Raw genomic sequence first — 17974 nt, forward strand, 5'->3', positions numbered from 1 at the left:
TCCCACCATTGGCCAAGTCTGAGCGCGGATGATCCGCGCTCAGTGCAGCCTCCTGATCACCCTCATCACTTCTCTCTCAGTTAACATTCCATCCCCGGTGCCGCTTAGGTGATGGCACACCAAATGATGCCATGCCCCAAATCCGCCGCCACCTAGTTTCTGGCACCAGGTATCCGCCTTAGCGCTGACCGTGTGCCTGTTCCCGCAGTTCTTCCTCATCCAGCAAGACCTGCCGGTAGTGCTCGACCGTGGGAAAGGGATCGTAGAAGTGATGGAGCAGGGCCTTCCACTGCTGGTATTGGGGTGAGCCACGAAAGCCCTGGGTGTGATCTTCGAGGCGCTGCCAGTTGACCAGCAGCAGATAGCGGTGGGAGTCGGTCAGCGAGCGCTGGAGCTGGTGTCCGCCATAGCCCGGCATGGTGCTGATGATCCGTTGAGCCTGGGAAAATGCCAGCTCGAAGGCGGCAGCCTGACCGGGGATGACCTGCAGATGGGCGACTTCCAATATCATGGTGACTCCTTGTCCCAAGGGGAAAGGGGCCATTGCAGCAGGTCGGACGGGGAATGACAAGGCCGGCCACGGGGGCCGACCTTTCCGGTTTGATCACGATGTTACTTGAGTGCAGATCAGGTGCGTGGGTGACGGGCCCGGTAGCGTTCGGCCATGGCATTGGCCGCGATCATGGCGTGGTAGACATCCTGCTCGTTGACGCTCATCGGCATGTTGCCCATGGTGTCGAGGGGATCGCAGGCAAGCTTGGCCACCTGGCGCCACTCGCTCTCCACGAACTGGCTCAGCCCCATCTCCTGCAGGGTCATGGGCAGGCCGGCCAGCTGGATGATGCGCATCACCTCGTCGAGCTCGGCCTGGGGGGCGCGCTCGAGCACCAGCTGGGTGAGCAGGCCGAACACCACTTTCTCACCATGCTGGACCCGGTGCAGATCTGGCACCACCGACATGCCGTTGTTGACCGCATGGGCCGCCGCCAGGCCGCCCGCCTCGGCGCCTACGCCACTCAGATAGATGGTGGCCTCGATGGTCTGCTCCAGCGCCGGGGTGGTGACATGGTGGCGCACCGCGTCCATCGCCAGCTCGATGTTCTCCCCCAGCAGTTCATAGCAGAGCCGGGCCAGCCCGAGGCCGGTGCGGGAGGGGCGCTTGCCCACCAGATTGATGCCGTCGGCCCGGTAACAGGCACGGGCCTCGAAATAGGTGGCGAGTGCATCGCCCACGCCGGCGGCAAAGAAGCGGGCGGGGGCCGCCGCTATGATGGCGGTATCGGCGATCACCACGTCCGGGTTCTGGGGCAGGAACAGATAGCGTTCGAACTCGCCGGCCGGGTTGTAGATCACCGCGAGGGCGGTGCAGGGGGCATCGGTGGAGGCGATGGTAGGAAACAGCACCACCGGGCGGCGCAGATAGAAGGCGACCGCCTTGGCGACGTCCAGGGTCTTGCCGCCGCCGATGCCGACGATGACGTTGGCCCCCTGCTGCTCGGCCAGATCGCACAGGCGGCGGATCTCGATGTCGGTACATTCGTAGTTGAACTTCTCGACCGCTCCCTTCAGACCTGCCTGCAGCAGGCCGGCCAGCGCCTCTTCCCGCACCCGCTCCAGAATGAATTCGTCGCTGACAAGCAGGGCGTTGTCGCCGAAATCTTTTACGTGATCATGGAGTTGGGGCAGCAGATCGTGGCCGATGATGAACTTTTTGGGGGAGGTGACGGTACGAGGCAGGATAGACATGCAGTATTCCTCAAGGCAGTGAGCGGTACCCGATTGGTATGCAAACGGGTCTTTCTGCCACACCATACGCCTCGCCTGGCGTGAGGTGAAGGAAAAATGGCGCTCAAATGGGGCTGTAGTCGGATCAGAATTAATCCATCTGACCGATTTGATTGTTTTTGAAGGGCAAAATGCAGGGAAAAACTGCCGCGCCCTCCATAGGGAGGGCGCGGCAGTTCAGTGGAGGTGTGGTGCGAGCCTCAGAGCTGCTTGTAGAAGAAAAGGGTGGCCGCCAGGGTGCCGTCGGCACTGCGGGCAAAGGCGGGGATCTGGCCCGCCTCCTGATAACCCAGCTGGCGATAGAGGCGGGAGGCGGCATCGCCCACCCGGGTGTCGAGCACCAGCAGGCTGCGGCCGGCCTCTTTGGCCCCTTGCTCCATGCTGGCCATCAGGGCACGGCCGACCCCCTTGCCACGGTGGAGACTGTGCACCATCAGTTTTTCCACCTCGGCGCGGTGACGGCCATTGGCCTTGGTGCACAGCGAGAGCTGGAGGGCGCCGACCAGCTGGTGTTGCTCAAAAGCGACCCAGAGCCGGCGGCTGCCCGCGGCCAGCTCCGTCTCTATGCCCTGCCAATAGACGAGCCCCTGCTCTTCGGTCAGCGGCGGCAGAAAGCCCACCGAGGCCCCACTGGCCACGCTGTCTTGCAGCAAAGTGATGAGGGCAGGCTTGATGCCCTGGGTGGTATCAACCTCAACTATGTCCATCAGGAGTCCTTGTCAACGAAGTTCACGCCGCCGGCCCGGTCTGCCGCGGCGCCTGCCGCCAACGGGACCGGCGGCAGGATGACTGGCTAGACTCGCCGTTTCCGCCGCCAATTTCAAGTCGTTGCCACTCGCCGGGTGAGCCCGATCACGCCACCCGGGCAGTTTCCCCTAGCGCATAAGCTTCTGTTCGACCAGCCAGGCAAACAGCAGCCGGGAAACCGGGGAGATCTCGGCCAGATGGCGGCTGTCGAGCCAGCGCAGCTCGGCGATCTCCGCCGAGGCGACGGGCGTGCCGTCAGCCTCGCCGGTGTAGCAGCGCAGCTTGACGTTGACCCCCTCTGGCTTGCCGTCGGCCTGGGCGCTGAACTCGCAGGCAAACGCCAGGGTGTCGGGCTTGAGGGCCACGGCCAGCTCCTCCTCGATTTCGCGCATCAGCGCCGCCTCGTCGCTCTCTCCCGCTTCGCGCTTGCCGCCGGGAATGTAGTAGATGTGTTTGCCGTGGGAACGGGCACAGAGCAGTTGCTGATCCTTGAAGGTCAGCCAGGCGAGTTTGTCGATCATGGTTCTATTCCAGTAGTCAATCAGTAGAGACTGTTCACGTATTTCTCGGTCGGTTCAGGCAACAGATCCTGTGGGTGATCACCACCAAATGTGGCCCATTTGCTTTTTCCTTTAAACGACGAGTTGGCGATACTCTTTTTGCTCAGGGTGTCGTATATAACTAATTGAATTTCAATTACATCTGGTTTGCCTGACCATTCGGTTGCCCTCTCTTCCCAATGTAAAATGACGGGTTTTACGTAATATCTGAATTGGGTTGGTTGAATATCGTTCAGGCAAGGTTCGCCATGGCAACGGGTGGTAATTTCAACTCTGTGAGCTTTCTTGGAAAATGCCGCATAGATTGCCTGAGCAGTCATTTTCCCCGAATTTTGATATTGCGTTGTTTCGTATGAGCCATCTTGGGGCTGCGAAATAAGCACCCCCTGGCTGGGATCGAGCTTGCTGGTCATTGTTTGCACATTTGATTGCTGATATGTAGAGCTGCAACCAACAGCAAGTAATGACAAGAGGGCAGTAACATAGTTTTTCAAAATACATTCCCTTGTTTAATTGAATAAGTTTGATGATTTGAGTAATGGCATGATTTTTATATCAAATCTAATCAACAGACTGATTGATTAAGCTCACATAACGCTTTGTAAGAGCGCTGCTCACGCTGTTTCAAACCCAGTGTTGACGCCAACGCTTCCAAGGCATGCCTATATTCCACCAGTCGCTCCTCGTCATCGGTCATGATGGCCAGCTCGGCAAAATCGCCGAGCCCCGCCAGGTGATCCAGGGTGACGTGGAAGGGGCCGACGAAATAGATGCTGCGCACTTTGCGAAGAGTCAGTATCGGCTGGTAACCCAGGGTGTGCAGCATGCTGATGGCCTTGTCGGCGTCGGTGATGTTGACCGCCTCGCAGCGATCGGGCTCGGGCCCCTTCACGATCCAGAGCCGGATGCCGGAGGGTTGCATGGCGCGGATCAGCAGGCTCTTGCCGGCCGCGCTCAGGCTGCGGTCCGGCGTGTCGAAGTAGGTGTCCTGTTCCTGATTGCGCTCCAGCATCACCTCGGGATTGAGGGCGGCGAGGGCCGTGGTGAAGGCCGCGACATCGCCGAGCCTGTATTTGAACTCGACCTCGAAGCGGCCCTGAAAGTGCTGTGCTGACATCGGCAGGCATCCTTGAGTGTGCGGATTGGCATGGCGGGCAGCCTAACAAAGTTGGCGGGCGGGCCCAAGGGGCAAGGCGGCAGGATGTGGAAACGATCTGTTTCCGGGGGCCATGGTTGATCAATGCGCAGCCTGTCACCGTGATCAAGGGTGCGCACCGCACACGGTCGAGTGAGTTTGGGCATGGCGGTTGCTCACAAGCTCGCCGAGCGGCCGGCAAAAGTTCGCGCTGGCGCACAGGATGGGGCGTGCAGGCTGGGCGAGGGCAGACCCCTGTGTTTTAATCCTCGCCACGTTTGCGGTAGCCGCCCCGTGCCGGGCCGCTGCCTTCGCTTTGGCAAGATGCAGGTGAGCAAGATGCAAGTGACAGCAGAGAGCAAGTTTATCGGACTCGGGGTGGCGGGCAATTTCGCCGGTCATCTGGAGCAGGCCGGCGAGGCCTCGGATTTCGTGGCGGTGGTAGTGCGTGACACCAGCGCTCCCAAGGCGCTGTTCCCCTTCTACGTGCCGGGCCACCCCGGCCAGCTCGGCGTCTTCCCCTTGAGCGGTGACGCCATCTTCTTGCCGGAAGCGGCGGTGAGCGGCGATGAGAAAGTGCAGATAGAGCCGGAAGTGGCGCTCTGGTGCGAGCTGGAGTACGCAGGAGAGCAGGTGGTGGCCATCCACCCGCGCGCCTTTGGTGCCTACAACGACTGCTCCATCCGCCGTCCCAACGCCAAAAAGATCAGCGAGAAGAAGAACTGGGGTGAAGAGAGCAAGGGGCTGGCCCCCGCGTTGTTGCCCCTTTCCCACTTCGCCGCCGGCTGCGAGCTCGATGACTACCGCATCGCCTGCTATCTGGAGCGGGACGGTGAGCTGCACCCCTACGGGGTCGACAGCGCGGCGGTGGATTACAGCTACTTCCATAGCCAGCTGTTGACATGGGCCATCGACAAGTTCAACCATCAGCAGGACGAGGGGCCGGCCGAGCACATCCAGGGGCTGCTGGCCCAGGCCGGGCGTCCGGCTCATGCCCTCATCAGTATCGGGGCCACCCGCTATACCCCGTTTGGCGAAACCCACTTTCTCAAGCCCGGCGACACCGCTTGCGTGCTGCTCTATCCGGCCAGCCGCTACGACGAGGCGGCGATCCGCGAGGCCATCAGGGCTCGCCGCTTCGGACCGGACATGTCGGTGCTGCTGCAGGCGGTCAAGACCCGCTGAGGCGCGTTTGCCGATTGCAGGGATGGTGCCCCCGAGGTTTGCGACCCTCGTTCAGGGTGACGGCGCCTCCCTCGTAGCTCAAGGAGAAGGAAGGATGACGCTCATAAGGCGCTGTACCCTGCAGGACATGGCCGGCCTGCTGGCACTCTATCGGGAGTTGCGCCCCCATGACCCCGCGCTTGCGCCGGACGCTGCCCGCACGGCGCTGACGGCCCTGCTGGCGCAGCCGCACCTTCACCTGCTGGTGGCGGAGGTGGATGGCCAGCTGGCGGCCACCTGCCAGCTCGGCGTGGTCGCGACCCTGACCAATGGTGGCCGGCCGTTTGGCATCGTGGAGCACGTGGTGACGGCCTCTGCGTTTCGGCGCCGGGGCATCAGCCGGCAGTTGCTGAGCCATGCGCTTGAGCTTGCCTGGCAGCAGGATTGCTACAAGGTGATGCTGCTGTCGGGGGAGGGGCGCGATGAAGCCCACCGCCTCTATGAAAAGCTGGGCTTCAAGGCCGGCATCGAGAAGGGGTTTGTCCTCAAGCAGGTGGACGCCATGGCGTCGGCTCGGCAGACCCCGAACAATCAAGCGATTGAGTGAGCACGATATGAGACTGGAGCAGGCCGTGCGCGGGGATTATCAGGTCCTGATCGCGCTGTGGGAGGCGTCGGTGCGCGCCACTCACCACTTTTTGCCGGAGGAGGAGATAGCCCCTCTGCGCGAGCTCATCCTGGCACACTACTTTGACGCAGTGGCCCTCACCTGCGCCCGCAGCGAGCAGGGGATCGCCGGCTTTTGCGGGGTGCACGAGGGCAACATCGAGATGCTCTTCATCGACCCCGCGCTACGCGGGGGCGGGGTGGGTCGCCTGCTGGTGGCCGATGCCATCGCCCGGCTGGGGGCGACCCGGGTGGACGTCAATGAGCAAAATGAACCGGCGCTCGGTTTTTATCGCCACCTGGGCTTCGCGGTGGTAGGCCGCTCGGCGCAGGACGGGCAGGGCAGGCCCTATCCGCTGTTGCACATGTCCATTGCGACAGAGGGCACTGACAGGCCAGTGACGCCATCATGAAAAAACCGCCCTCGGGCGGTTTTTTGTTATGACGGGTTCAGGACTGTGTCTTACTCCTCGTTGGAGTTGTCCTGATAGTCGTCGCGCTGGGCCTTGGGCAGGCGGCGCATGGGGGCAAAGCCGATATCCTCGCCCACCACTTCCCGCTTGCGCGCCGGGGCGGGTTTCTTGGCACCATCCCCCTTGCCTTTGCCGGCGGCGGGCTTGCCCTTGCCACCCTTGGCATTGGCGGCGCCACGGGCGCGTGGCGGATTTTGTACCGGCTTGCTGCCGGGCAGGGTCTGCCGGCTCGGTTTGCCGCTGGGCTCATAGCCGTCCAGGATCTCGACGGAGAGGGATTGGCCGATCAGTGCCTCGATGGCCTTGAGCTGACCCAGCTCGTCCTGGCTCACCAGGGAGATGGCCTCGCCGCCACGACCGGCGCGGCCGGTGCGGCCGATGCGGTGGATGTAATCCTCCGCCATCTGGGGCAGCTCGAAGTTGATCACGTGGGGCAGCTGATCGATATCGAGGCCGCGAGCGGCGATGTCGGTCGCCACCAGCACCCGCACCTTGCCTTCCCGAAAATCCGCCAGCGCCCGGTTGCGGGCACCCTGGCTCTTGTCGCCGTGGATGGCGACGGTATCGAGCCCGTCTTTTTGCATCTGCTGGGCAAGGCGATCGGCAATCTGCTTGGTGCGCACGAACACCAGCACCCGCTGCCAGTTGCCGCGGCCGATCATGTGGGAGAGCAGCTCGCGGCGACGTTCCCGGTCGACCTGGATGATGCGCTGGGTCACCTGCTCGGCGGCGGTGTTGCTGGGATCCACCTCGATCAGGGTGGGGTCGTTCAGCAGATCATCCGCCAGCGCCTTGATGTCGTCCGAGAAGGTGGCGGAGAAGAGCAGGGTCTGCCGCTCGGCGGGCAGCGCCTTCATGATGCGGCGGATGTCGTGGATGAAGCCCATGTCGAGCATGCGATCCGCCTCATCCAGCACCAACACTTCCAGCTCGGTCAGGGTCAGGGCGCCCTGGGTCAGCAGATCCAGCAAGCGGCCCGGGGTGGCCACCAAGATGTCGATGCCGAGCTTGATGGCGTCCAGATTGGGTTTGATGCTGACGCCGCCGTATGCGATCAGGGTGCGAAACGGCAGGTGGTGGGCATATTTGATGATGCTCTCGCCCACCTGGGCGGCCAGCTCGCGGGTCGGGGTGAGCACCAGGGCGCGCACCTGACGCCGGCCACGGCCATGGTTGGCCAGCAGCCGCTGCAGCATGGGCAGGGTGAAGCCGGCCGTCTTGCCTGTGCCTGTCTGGGCGCCGCCGAGCACGTCCTGCCCGGCCAGAATGGCGGGAATGGCTTGCTGCTGGATGGGGGTTGGCTGTTCGTAACCCAGCTCCTTGACGGCCCGCAGGATGTGCGGGGACAGACCCAGTTCGTTGAATGACATGTTCGAGAGAGACTCCTCTGGTGAGCCTTGGGCTCAGCGGGTGACCGGCGCACGGGGCCGGCCACGGGATGAAAGTGATAACGGGGGCGTAATATAGCAAAAGCGCGGCCGCTGCGCAGTAGCTGTCGCACCGGCCGCTCAATTAGGCAGGTTCAGGCAATCAGAGCAGATCGCGGATGGGGGCGACCAGGTTTTCCGGTTTGGTGGTGGGGGCAAAGCGGTCCACCACCTGACCGTCCCGGTCGATCAGGAACTTGGTGAAGTTCCACTTGACGTTCTCCAGCCCCAGCAGACCCGGCTTCTCCTTCTTGAGCCACTGATAGAAGGGGTGGGCCTGTTCGCCGTTGACCTCGCACTTGGCCATGATGGGGAAGCTGACCGGATAGTCGAGGGAGCAGAAACGGGCGATCTCCTCGGCATCGCCCGGCTCCTGATGGCCGAACTGATCGCAGGGGAAGCCCAGGATGACCAGCCCCTCGGGCCCCAGCTCCCGATAGAGTGCCTCCAGTCCCGTGTATTGAGGGGTAAAGCCGCAGCGGCTGGCCACGTTGACCACCAGAATGACCTGGCCCGCGAGGGAGGCGAGCGGCAGTTCGCTGCCGTCGAGGCGTTGCAGAGTGAGTTCGGGCAAAGACATGAAAGACTCCTTTGAGTGGGGCCCATTCAGGGCACATTGCACCACGTTAACGGGGGCGACGGCGGGGAGCAAGCCGGAGTGTTCCCTTGCTGGGAGCAGATTGAGTGCGCCGGATCACAGAGTGGCGATCGGGTCGAGATAATGGGGGTCTTGGCGGCCCGGATGGCGTATTGATGGTGGGACTTCTCAAGAGAAGCAAACCGGTTTGTGTCTTGGCCGGGAAGTCGCTAAAAAGCGCCCTCTTTCCACTTGTTGCGAGTCAATCTTGGACTATCAAGCCGTCATGGACGCCATATACACCCGGGGATGGGTGATAGTGGATGATTTTTTAACCGCCGCCGAGGTGGATGCCCTCAGGGCCTGTCTGCCGGACGAGTGGCGACCGGCGGGGATCGGCCGCGATACCCTGTATCAGGACAACCGCGACATTCGCCGGGATCAGATCCACTGGCTCGACGCCTCCCTCGGCGCGCCGGTGGCCGACTACCTGGCCCGCATGGAGGCGCTGCGCCTGACCGCCAACCGGATGCTGATGCTCGGGTTGTTCGACTATGAGGCCCACTTTGCCCGCTACCGCAGCGGTGACTTCTATGCCACCCATCGCGACGCCTTCGCCGGGCGCTCCAACCGCCGCCTCACCTCGGTGTTTTACTTGAACAACGACTGGCAGCCAGAGGCGGGCGGGGTGCTGCGCATGTACGGTGACGACGAGCAGTTTCTGATGGACGTCTCCCCACGGGGCGGGCGACTGGTGCTGTTTCTATCCGAAGAGTTCCCCCACGAGGTGCTGCCCGCCAACCAGGAGCGCTACAGCATCGCCGGCTGGTTTCGGGTCAACGGCAGCGGCAATGGCCGGCTCGATCCGCCGCGCTGAGCTCTTTTCATCCAATTTCTGACACAGGCGAGAATTTTTATGGCTCTTGTCGGCGGATGGGGCGCCCATCGGCTGACAAGGCTCGATCTCCCTTGCTACACTGGCCCGCACTTATCTTCGTATCTGGCTTCGTCCGGTTTTAATGCGGTTGGGTTTTAAATGGTGATGGCGAAGCCGCTTTTCCCAAGGGATCACATCTAATGAAGAACATCCATGTCTTGCTGCTGTGTGGCGGCGGTGGCTCCGAACACGAAGTCTCGCTGCGCAGTGCCAATTTCCTCGAAAAACAGCTCTCTCTCCTGCCCGGCGTGGAAGTGACCCGGGTCGAGATGTTTGCCGACCGCTGGCTCAGCGCCGACGGCCGCGAGTGCAAGCTGGGGCTGGACAAGCTGCTCTCTTTCGACAGCGTGGCCCGTCCGGTGGATTACGTGGTGCCCTGTATCCACGGCTACCCGGGTGAGACCGGCGATCTGCAATCCTTCCTCGAGCTGGCCGGCCTGCCTTACCTCGGCTGCGACGCCGAGGCGAGCAAGGTGTGCTTCAACAAGATCACCACCAAGCTGTGGCTCACCGCCCTCGGCATTCCCAACACCCCTTATCTGTTCCTGACCGAGCAGGGCGAGGCGAGCCTGACCGAGGCGAAAGCGGCGCTGGCCAAGTGGGGCAAGGTCTTCATCAAGGCGGCCTCCCAGGGCTCTTCCGTCGGCTGCTACTCCGCCAGCAACGAAGCGGATCTGGTGAAGGGCATTGCCGATGCCTTCGGTTACTCCGAGCAGGTACTGATCGAAAAAGCGGTCAAGCCGCGCGAGCTGGAAGTGGCGGTCTACCAGTACGGTGACGAGCTGGTGGCTACCTACCCGGGCGAGATCTGCGTGCCGCAGGACAAGTTCTACACCTATGAAGAGAAGTACAGCAGCGCCAGCCACACCGAGACCGCGCTGCGCGCCGAGGGGCTGAGCCAGGCCCAGGCCGATGCCATTCACGAGTACGCCCTCAAGGCGTTCCGTCAGCTCAAACTGACCCACCTCTCGCGCATCGACTTCTTCCTGACCGAAGAGGGGGAGATCCTGCTGAACGAAATCAACACCTTCCCGGGCATGACCTCCATCTCCATGTTCCCGAAACTGCTGGAGCATCACGGCCACAGCTTCGCGCACTATCTGGAGCAGATCCTGCGCAAGGCGGTCTGACGGCTTGCCGAACGCGACAGAGGGGCCCGCGGGCCCCTCTGTCGTTGTTGCGGTTGGCGATGTCACATGGGGTCGGGGGTGAACAGCCAGATGTGCGCCCCTTGCGGATCCGCAATCAGGGCCATGCGCCCGACCCCCGGGATGTTCATGGCGGGCACCACCACGGTGCCGCCGTACTGGTTGACCCTGAGCACCCTGGCATCTACGTCATCCACCGCGATATAGGTTGCCCAGTGGGGTGGTACGCCGGCCATCTCGGGATTGCCCCGGGTAGACTGCACGCCGGCGATCGGCCTGCCATTGGCAACCAGCATGGGGTAGTCGCCGCCTTCCATCGCCATGGTCTGGCTCTCCCAGCCGAGCACCTCGGTGTAGAAACGGATCCCGGCTTCGGCATCGGGGAGATAGAGCTCGTGCCAGGTGAAGGTAGTGCCTTCGGCCAGGGCGTGCTCGCGGGCAATGTCTTGTTCTGCCATCGTCGTCCTCCTGTGTCCCATGCGTGGGTGCATGGACTGACGACCAAGTATCAAAGAGGCGCGGCATCCCGGCTTGCCCCAGATGGGGGGCCTTGCTGCGCAGAGGGCGCGCCGTTACAATCTGCCCCCTTTTGTCCCGCCACAGGCACCGTCAGAGCCGCGTTCCATGAAGCCAATCCCCGATCACGCCGTCAATCGCCTGCGCATCTGGCGCAAGAGCGTCTCGACCCGACCCTTTCTCGCCCGTGGCGGCAGCGTGCCGCGCTGCGAAGCCTGTCAGCTGCGCCACGACTGGTGTGCCTGCGAGTGGCGCCCCGAGCTCAAGGCGGAGGCCGGCTTCTGCCTGCTGATGTACGACAGCGAACCGATGAAGCCCTCCAATACCGGCCGCCTCATCGCCGATGTGCTGCCGCAGACCACCTGGGCGTTTCTCTGGTCGCGCACCCAGCCCCATCCCGAGCTGCTGGCCCTGCTGGCGGATCCCGCCTGGCAACCCTATGTGGTGTTTCCCGCCTGCGAGAAGGAGCCGGCCCGGCTCACTTCTGTGGTGACCCCGGTTCCCGGCAAGAAGCCGCTCTTCATCCTGCTGGACGGCACCTGGCCCGAGGCGCGCAAGATGTTCAACAAGAGCCCCTATCTGGACGGTTTTCCGGTGCTCTCCATCAAGCCGGATGCGCTCTCCACCTATGGCATGCGAGTGGCTCACTGCGACGAACACCTCTGCACCGCCGAGGTGGCGGCCTGCGTGCTGGAGGTGGCCGGCGAGCTGGCGGCGGGGCAGGCGCTGCAGCTGTGGTTCAATCTCTTCAGCAGTCGTTACATGGCTGGCCGGGTCAGCCGGGCTCCAGATGAGGGCGAGATGCCGCTTCTGGGCGGGTTGGAAGCCATCAAGGGGCAGGCTGCCATTCTGGATTAATCCGCTTCAGCAGCCGCTATATGGCGGGCCGGGTCAGCCGGGCTCCCGGCGAGGATGAAGCCCATCTGCAGCAGGCGCTGGCCGACATCAAGGCCGATGGAGTGACCTGCTGCGCGCCCGACGCGGCCTGATCAAGGCGGGCGAGGAACCGCACGCGTGCCAGCCACGTCATGGTGCGCTTGATTGATGAAAATCAGGAATCAATTGCCTGCCACCGTTTCGTTGGCGTCATGAGCCAAGCCCCATTAGGATAGCGACCTGCGGTGTTTATCAGGCTCATGGCGAGCCTGCGCTGTGCGGGCCCTTGCGGGCCCAGGTCAATTTCGCGAGGCGATGGATGGAACTGGAACTCTTTACCCTGCTTGCCCTGTTTGGCGTGGCCCTGGTGGCCGGCTTCATCGATGCCATTGCCGGCGGCGGGGGCCTGCTGACGGTGCCCGCCCTGCTCGCCACCGGCATGCCGCCGGCCCTGGTGCTTGGCACCAACAAGCTGCAGAGCAGTTTCGGCTCCTTCTCCGCCACCTGGTTCTATGCCCGCAAGGGGCTGCTGGAGTGGGCCATCATCTGGCCGGCGGTCATCTGCACCTTCATCGGCGCGGCCATCGGCACCCTGGCGGTGCAGACCATCGATGCCGCCATCCTGGAGCGGCTGCTGCCCTTCCTGCTGATGGCGTTTGCCTGCTACTTCTACTTCTCCCCCCGGGTGAGCGATGCGGAGAGCCAGCGCCGCCTCACTCCCATGGCGTTCGCCCTGCTGGTAGGCGGTGGCGTGGGTTTCTATGACGGCTTCTTCGGGCCGGGTACTGGGTCGTTCTTTGCCATCGGCTTCGTGGCGCTGGCGGGTTTTGGCATGGCGCGGGCCACCGCTCACACCAAGCTGCTCAACTTCACCTCCAACATCGCCTCCCTGCTGTTCTTCACCCTGGGGGGCAAGGTGGTGTGGAGCGTCGGCCTGTGCATGGCGCTGGGGCAGTTCATCGGGGCCCGCATGGGCTCCAAGCTGGTGCTCAAGAAGGGGGTCAAGCTCATCAAGCCGCTGCTGGTGACCGTCTCCCTCTTGATGTCCGTCAAGCTGGTGTGGAGCCAGTATCCCGAGCTCTTTGCCTGGCTGGGCTGACGCCTTGCACAAGGGATTAAGGGATATAGAGAGGGCCCGATCCGCTGGATCGGGCCCTCTTGTTTTTCAGCTCTGAGCAGTCAGCTGCCGGAAATGGGCCTGCAGGGCCTGCACCAGGCGGGCGATACGTTCACGCTTGAGGCTGTTTGGCCGGTAGACCAGGTGGAGCGGGCGCCCCAGCCCCGGCAGGGGACGGGCCTGCGCCCCTTGCTCGCCCACCAGGGCCAGCAGGCCGGCCGGCAGCAGCACGGGGCCGATGCCCGCCTTGGCCAGCTCGATCAGCGCCAGGTAGGAGTCGAGCTCCATGGCCGGGGTCAGGCCAAGGGCCGCCAGCGGTTCGCGCAGATAGCGGTTGGAGGGGTTGTCCAGGTCCATGGTGAGGATGGGCTGCAGCCGCTCGGCACTCTCTTCTTGGTGCTCGGACGCTGCGTCCCCCACCAGATAGAAGGGCTCCTCCAGCAGCCGCTCGGTGCACAGGCCGTGGCCGGGGGGCAGGCGCCCGGCGCAGATGCCGAGCAGGGCGTCGCCGCCGCGCACCCGGGCCAGGATCACCGGCGTGTGGTGGGTGGAGAGGGCGATATGGGGATCGCACCCAAGATAGTCGTGCATGAAGCGGGCGAGGTAGCCCGCCAGCAGGGTCTCCGAGCAGGCGACGGGCAGAGGGGTCTGGTCGGTGAGGATCTGGCTGTCCGTCAGCACCCCCTTCATCTCGGCCAGGCTCGGGGCCACCCGGGTGAGCAGCTCCCTGGCCTGGGGGGTGAGGCGGGTGTGGCGCCCATCCGGCTCGATGAGCTTCTTGCCAAGGCGCTGCTCCAGCTGGGCAATGCGCTTGCTGACCGCCGACTGGCTGATGTAGAGGCGGCTTGCGACCTTGGCCATGGTGCCCTCGCTCGCCAGCAGGCAGAGTGTCTCCAGCCCTTCCAGTAACATGCTCTCTCCCATCCTCGTCTGTTGAAAGCGGTTACCTTAGGGGCTGGTGGCATCAGGGGCAAGTACCGTTTGTAGCCCGTGCCAGCGGCCAGCGCCACGCCTTGACGGGCGGGGCGAAGATCACCAGGTTGCCGATGAGGCTCACCACCACGCCGACCACCGACACCGGCTGCCAGACGAACCCCTCGTAGAAGGTGGACAGGGTCAGCGCCACCAGAGGGAACAGCACGGTGGCGTAGGCCGCCTTGCTGGGGCCGATGCGCCCCACCAGGGTGAGGTAGGCGGTGAAGGCGATGACGGAGCCGAAGATGGCCAGATAGACCATGGCCGCCAGGTAGCGCGGATCGGTGGGCAGCGTCAGCGACTGACCGAGCAGGGTGACCCAGCCCAGCAGCAGCCCCACGCCGTAGACCATGCCCCAGGGCACCATCTGCAGCACGTGATAGCCCTGGCGCTGGCCGCGGGCCGAGACCAGGTTGCCGAGCGAGAAGCAGAGGGTGCCACCGCAGGCAAACAGCAGCCCCTTCCAGCCGTTTGCACCCAGTTGCGCATCCGCCAGCACGGGCCAGAACAGCAACAGGGTGCCGACGAGCCCCAGCAAGGATCCTTGCAACCAGCGCAGGCCGGGTCTTTTATCCTCGAACAGCCAGAGGTTGAGGCCGTTGAAGATGCTGGCGCTGGCGAAGATCACCGCCGACATGCCGCTCGGGATATAGAGGGTGGCGTGGTAGAAGCAGAGAAAGTTGGTGGAAAAGAGCAGGCCGCCGAGCAGGGCGGCATAACGCTGGCCCGCCCAGGGCAGGCGCGGGAACTTGCCGCTCACCGTGAGCAGGGCAAACAGCGCCAGCGCCGCCAGAGCGAAACGATAGAGCACCGAGACCTCGATGGGGATGGGGCCTAGCTGCCAGGCGATGGCGATCCAGGTACTGCCCCAGATAAGGACGGTGGCAAGATAGAGCATCAGGTTCATGGGGTATCCGGTGAGATGAGTACGACATGGGATCAGCATGCAGCGGGCGGTGGCGGCGGGCTTACACCATCTTGCGGTTTTTTACGGGCAGCCGCAGCCTTTGCCGCCGCGCCGCGTTAAGATGACGCACAGGGGCCATCAGGCAAGCAACAAGAGGAACAGAGCGGGTGCTGCAGACTAAGCCGGCGGGAGTATTCGATGCACTGGTCAGCACGGGCGCGCGACTGGAGAACGCCTGCTGGCTGGAACCTGGCCTTGGCGTCGCCAGCTGGCGCAACTGTTACGATCAGACCCGCTATCACAAGCCGGGCCACCATACCCTGAGCGTCTACCTGCAGGGGGGCGAGCAGACCGAGCGGCTGGACGGCCCGGGTGGCCACGGCGGCACCGGCAAGGTGTGCATCATGCCGGATCACCACAGGTCCGAGTGGCTGGTGCGCGAGGAGTTTCGCTTCTTCCACCTCTACTTCACCCCGGCCCACCTGACCCGCATCGCCGAAGAGGTGTGCGACAAGGAGGGGCGCCACCTGCTGCTGGAGGACAAGACCTTTATCGACGATCCGCTGGCCGCCAGCCTGGTGCAGGGCCAGCTGATGCAGCTGGACTGGCAGCACCAGGTGGACAGGATGGCGCTCTCTCACGGCGCCTGGATGCTGATGCTGCACGCCTATCGCCACCACACCCGGGAGGCGCCGCCGCTGCCCGAGGTGCGCGGCGGGCTGGCACCGGCGGTGATCCGGCGGATGCAGGAGTACCTGCTGGCCCATCTGGCGGAGCCTGTCACCCTGGCCGAGTTGGCACAGGAGGCGGGCCTGAGCGAATACCACTTTGCCCGCATGTTCGGCCAGAGCCTGGGCTGTCCGCCCCACCGTTACCTGCTGGGGCTGCGGCTCAAGCGGGCAAAGCAGCTGCTGGCCGGTGCCGACTCCCTAGCCAGCATCGCCGTCCAGTGCGGTTTCTCGTCCCAGGCCCACCTTGGCAACCGCTTTCGTGAAGCGTTTGGTCTGACCCCAGGTCAGTGGCGCAGCCAGCTGTCATCCTCCTGTCACAGATAAGCGGCAGATTGGTTGGCAACGAGGGGGAGCCTCGTTCCTTCAACCCGCACAGGAGATGCCCTTGAATCATCGCAAACGTCAGACTCGCACCCGCCACCTCTGGTTCAGCCACTGGAACGCCCCCCAGGGCCGACTTGCCGGCGCCCCCGTCCCCGAACCGCTCGTTCCTCACAGTTCCCGCTGAAAATCGCCACGACCCGATAGGATTTTCCCGACAACTTTGCCACTATTGCGCCATCAGGATGGACTGGATATGGCCGCATGTTTCTGGAACGCATTGAAGTCAAAGGTTTTCGCGGAATAAATCGCCTCTCGCTCGGGCTGGACCACACCACAGTGCTCATCGGCGAGAACGCCTGGGGCAAGTCCAGCCTGTTGCGCGCCCTCTGGTGTCTGCTGGGCCAGGATGCCGAGCCTTACCAGTTCAGCAGCGATGACTTCCATCAGCCTGAAGATCCCGAGCTCGAGCCGGCCCGCCACCTGCAACTGGTGCTCACCTTCAGCGAGCACAGGCCCCAAATGTGCCTGCATTCCCAGCGACTGGCCCGTCTCGGCGCCGCCTGGATCAAGCACAAGGACAAGTTTCACCGCATTCACTACCGCGCGAGCGCCGAGCTGCAGAGCGACGGCTCCGTCACCACCACCCACGACTTTCTCGATGGCATCGGCAAGAGCCTGGCCATCGACAATGCCCACGAGCTGGTCTGCCTGCTCATCACCATGAACCCGGTGTTCCGGCTGCGGGATGCCCGTACCGCCCGCAACGGAGTGGAGACCCTGCAGTGGGGGGATCTCTCCGAGCTGCGGCTGAGCGAGCTGGCCGACAAGCTGATCGACGAGCCCCAGCGCATCGGCGAGCCCGAGCTCAAGGAGGCGCTGCAGGCGGTACGCCAGCTGATGGATCACTACTTCAACGCGCTGGCCCCCATCAAGAACAAGCCGCGCAGCCAGCGGGAGATCGTCAACCGCCCCATGACCCTGCGCAACCCCGGCAATCTGCAGGCGCTGCTGCGCAATGCCGACAACCGGGCGCTGCAACTGGCGATGGCGGGCATGGCGGCCACCCTGCTGCAGGCGCGGGGCAACCGGGAGCTGGAGCAGGGGGCGCGCCCCATCATGATCCTGGAAGATCCGGAGAGCCGCCTGCACCCCACCATGCTGGCGCTGGCCTGGGGCCTGCTGGAACAGCTGCCTGGGCAGAAGCTGCTCACCACCAATTCGGGAGATCTGCTCTCCTCGCTGCCCCTTAACCAGATCCGCCGGCTGGTGCGCCGCCAGCAGGACATTCTCTGTCATCAATTGGGGGGCGAGCGCTACAGCAGCGACGATCTGCGCAAGATTGCCTTCCACGTGCGCATCAACCGCCCCATGTCGATGTTTGCCCGCTGCTGGCTGCTGGTGGAGGGGGAGACCGAGATCTGGCTGCTCTCCGAGCTCGCCCAGATCTGCGGCTACAGCCTGCGAGCGGAGGGGGTACGGATCATCGAGTTCGCCCAGTGTGGTCAGTCACCCCTTATCAAGGTGGCGCGCGACTTTGGCATCGAGTGGCATCTGCTCACCGACGGCGACGAGGCGGGGGTCAAATACGCCACCTCGGCGCGCTCCCTGCTCAAGGGGGAGCGGGAGCGGGACAGGCTGACCCAGTTGCCGGCGGCGGACATAGAGCACTACCTCTACCACAACGGCTTCGAGGCGGTGTTCCGGCGTGAAGCTGGCGTCGGGGGGCGCTCGACCCTCAACGCCGGGCGCATCATCAACAAGGCGATTCACCATCGCAGCAAGCCGGGCATGGCGCTGGCGGTGGTGGAGGAGGCGGAGCGGCTCGGCGGCGAGCACATCCCGCCGGTGCTGCGCCAGATGTTCGCCCGGGTGGTGGCGCTGGCCCGTGGCCAGAGCTGAGCCCTTCGTC

At 63.9% G+C, this 17974-nt stretch carries 20 protein-coding genes and 1 pseudogene; 10 read left to right on the plus strand and 11 right to left on the minus strand.

All coding sequences use genetic code 11. The features are described from left to right. Positions 1 to 178 precede the first annotated feature (178 nt). The 6 genes from ACB031_RS01125 to ACB031_RS01150 all read right to left on the minus strand — a co-directional run bounded on the left by ACB031_RS01125 (position 179) and on the right by ACB031_RS01150 (position 4209). Positions 179 to 511: an antibiotic biosynthesis monooxygenase gene (locus ACB031_RS01125; RefSeq protein ID WP_371138843.1), complete on the minus strand. Its 333-nt coding sequence runs from the start codon at positions 509 to 511 to the stop codon at positions 179 to 181. Positions 512 to 627: 116 nt separating this feature from the next. After that, on the minus strand, positions 628 to 1746 hold the full coding sequence (locus ACB031_RS01130; protein ID WP_371138844.1) for a glycerol dehydrogenase: 1119 nt from the start codon (positions 1744 to 1746) through the stop codon (positions 628 to 630). Positions 1747 to 1985: 239 nt separating this feature from the next. Beyond that, entirely contained in the window at positions 1986 to 2492 is a 507-nt protein-coding gene (locus ACB031_RS01135; RefSeq protein WP_201891588.1) for a GNAT family N-acetyltransferase, read from the minus strand. Positions 2493 to 2660: 168 nt separating this feature from the next. Continuing rightward, entirely contained in the window at positions 2661 to 3053 is a 393-nt protein-coding gene (locus ACB031_RS01140; RefSeq protein WP_054545502.1) for an NUDIX domain-containing protein, read from the minus strand. A gap of 20 nt (positions 3054 to 3073) precedes the next feature. After that, a complete protein-coding gene (locus ACB031_RS01145; RefSeq protein WP_081050876.1) occupies positions 3074 to 3586 on the minus strand; it encodes a DUF4823 domain-containing protein in 513 nt (170 codons plus the stop codon). A 71-nt stretch (positions 3587 to 3657) separates the two neighbouring features. After that, entirely contained in the window at positions 3658 to 4209 is a 552-nt protein-coding gene (locus ACB031_RS01150; RefSeq protein WP_010634102.1) for a class IV adenylate cyclase, read from the minus strand. A 357-nt stretch (positions 4210 to 4566) separates the two neighbouring features. Between ACB031_RS01150 and ACB031_RS01155 the strand changes: the two genes are divergently transcribed. The 3 genes from ACB031_RS01155 to ACB031_RS01165 all read left to right on the plus strand — a co-directional run bounded on the left by ACB031_RS01155 (position 4567) and on the right by ACB031_RS01165 (position 6470). Beyond that, the gene (locus ACB031_RS01155; RefSeq protein WP_371138845.1) at positions 4567 to 5412 is read left to right on the plus strand and encodes a DUF5718 family protein; all 846 of its coding nucleotides are present in this window, start codon (positions 4567 to 4569) and stop codon (positions 5410 to 5412) included. Between the two features lie 94 nt (positions 5413 to 5506). Then, positions 5507 to 5998, plus strand: a complete 492-nt coding sequence (locus ACB031_RS01160) for an N-acetyltransferase family protein (protein ID WP_371138846.1) — start codon at positions 5507 to 5509, stop codon at positions 5996 to 5998. 7 nt (positions 5999 to 6005) lie between these two features. Continuing rightward, positions 6006 to 6470 carry a GNAT family N-acetyltransferase gene (locus ACB031_RS01165; protein WP_371138847.1) on the plus strand — a complete coding sequence of 155 codons (465 nt, stop codon included), beginning with the start codon at positions 6006 to 6008 and terminating at the stop codon, positions 6468 to 6470. A 50-nt stretch (positions 6471 to 6520) separates the two neighbouring features. Here the strand turns inward: ACB031_RS01165 and ACB031_RS01170 are convergent, their stop codons facing one another. Together ACB031_RS01170 and ACB031_RS01175 are read right to left on the minus strand one after the other, a co-directional pair. Further along, the gene (locus ACB031_RS01170; protein WP_371138848.1) at positions 6521 to 7900 is read right to left on the minus strand and encodes a DEAD/DEAH box helicase; all 1380 of its coding nucleotides are present in this window, start codon (positions 7898 to 7900) and stop codon (positions 6521 to 6523) included. Positions 7901 to 8060: 160 nt separating this feature from the next. After that, positions 8061 to 8537, minus strand: coding sequence for a glutathione peroxidase (locus ACB031_RS01175; RefSeq protein ID WP_010634097.1), 477 nt, complete (start codon positions 8535 to 8537; stop codon positions 8061 to 8063). A 265-nt stretch (positions 8538 to 8802) separates the two neighbouring features. Here ACB031_RS01175 and ACB031_RS01180 point away from each other — a divergent pair, with 265 nt between their 5' ends. Further along, the gene (locus ACB031_RS01180; RefSeq protein ID WP_176452618.1) at positions 8803 to 9411 is read left to right on the plus strand and encodes a 2OG-Fe(II) oxygenase; all 609 of its coding nucleotides are present in this window, start codon (positions 8803 to 8805) and stop codon (positions 9409 to 9411) included. A gap of 200 nt (positions 9412 to 9611) precedes the next feature. Beyond that, on the plus strand, positions 9612 to 10601 hold the full coding sequence (locus tag ACB031_RS01185; protein ID WP_017783977.1) for a D-alanine--D-alanine ligase: 990 nt from the start codon (positions 9612 to 9614) through the stop codon (positions 10599 to 10601). A 62-nt stretch (positions 10602 to 10663) separates the two neighbouring features. Here ACB031_RS01185 and ACB031_RS01190 read toward each other — a convergent pair whose 3' ends face one another. Next, complete coding sequence (locus ACB031_RS01190) at positions 10664 to 11077, minus strand: VOC family protein (protein ID WP_017782630.1); 414 nt, start codon at positions 11075 to 11077, stop codon at positions 10664 to 10666. 166 nt (positions 11078 to 11243) lie between these two features. Between ACB031_RS01190 and ACB031_RS01195 the strand changes: the two genes are divergently transcribed. From ACB031_RS01195 to ACB031_RS01205, 3 genes and pseudogenes are all read left to right on the plus strand, one after another. Further along, on the plus strand, positions 11244 to 11993 hold the full coding sequence (locus tag ACB031_RS01195) for a DTW domain-containing protein (protein WP_279450933.1): 750 nt from the start codon (positions 11244 to 11246) through the stop codon (positions 11991 to 11993). 50 nt (positions 11994 to 12043) lie between these two features. Next, positions 12044 to 12124 (plus strand): annotated as a pseudogene (locus ACB031_RS01200) (DTW domain-containing protein); the annotation flags it as partial. A gap of 206 nt (positions 12125 to 12330) precedes the next feature. Beyond that, the gene (locus ACB031_RS01205) at positions 12331 to 13110 is read left to right on the plus strand and encodes a TSUP family transporter (RefSeq protein WP_010634092.1); all 780 of its coding nucleotides are present in this window, start codon (positions 12331 to 12333) and stop codon (positions 13108 to 13110) included. Between the two features lie 66 nt (positions 13111 to 13176). On the opposite strand, the gene ACB031_RS01210 is transcribed toward ACB031_RS01205, so the two are convergent. Beyond that, a complete protein-coding gene (locus tag ACB031_RS01210) occupies positions 13177 to 14040 on the minus strand; it encodes a LysR family transcriptional regulator (RefSeq protein WP_244366475.1) in 864 nt (287 codons plus the stop codon). 52 nt (positions 14041 to 14092) lie between these two features. Next, positions 14093 to 15010, minus strand: coding sequence for a DMT family transporter (locus tag ACB031_RS01215; protein WP_244366473.1), 918 nt, complete (start codon positions 15008 to 15010; stop codon positions 14093 to 14095). Positions 15011 to 15177: 167 nt separating this feature from the next. On the opposite strand from ACB031_RS01215, the gene ACB031_RS01220 reads away from it, so the two are divergent. Together ACB031_RS01220 and ACB031_RS01225 are read left to right on the plus strand one after the other, a co-directional pair. Further along, complete coding sequence (locus ACB031_RS01220) at positions 15178 to 16065, plus strand: helix-turn-helix domain-containing protein (protein WP_244366471.1); 888 nt, start codon at positions 15178 to 15180, stop codon at positions 16063 to 16065. Positions 16066 to 16326: 261 nt separating this feature from the next. Continuing rightward, positions 16327 to 17964: an ATP-dependent endonuclease gene (locus tag ACB031_RS01225; protein WP_017780171.1), complete on the plus strand. Its 1638-nt coding sequence runs from the start codon at positions 16327 to 16329 to the stop codon at positions 17962 to 17964. Positions 17965 to 17974: the final 10 nt, after the last annotated feature.

This window comes from Aeromonas sp. S8(2024), assembly GCF_041403085.1.
GTDB classification, from domain to species: domain Bacteria; phylum Pseudomonadota; class Gammaproteobacteria; order Enterobacterales; family Aeromonadaceae; genus Aeromonas; species Aeromonas dhakensis.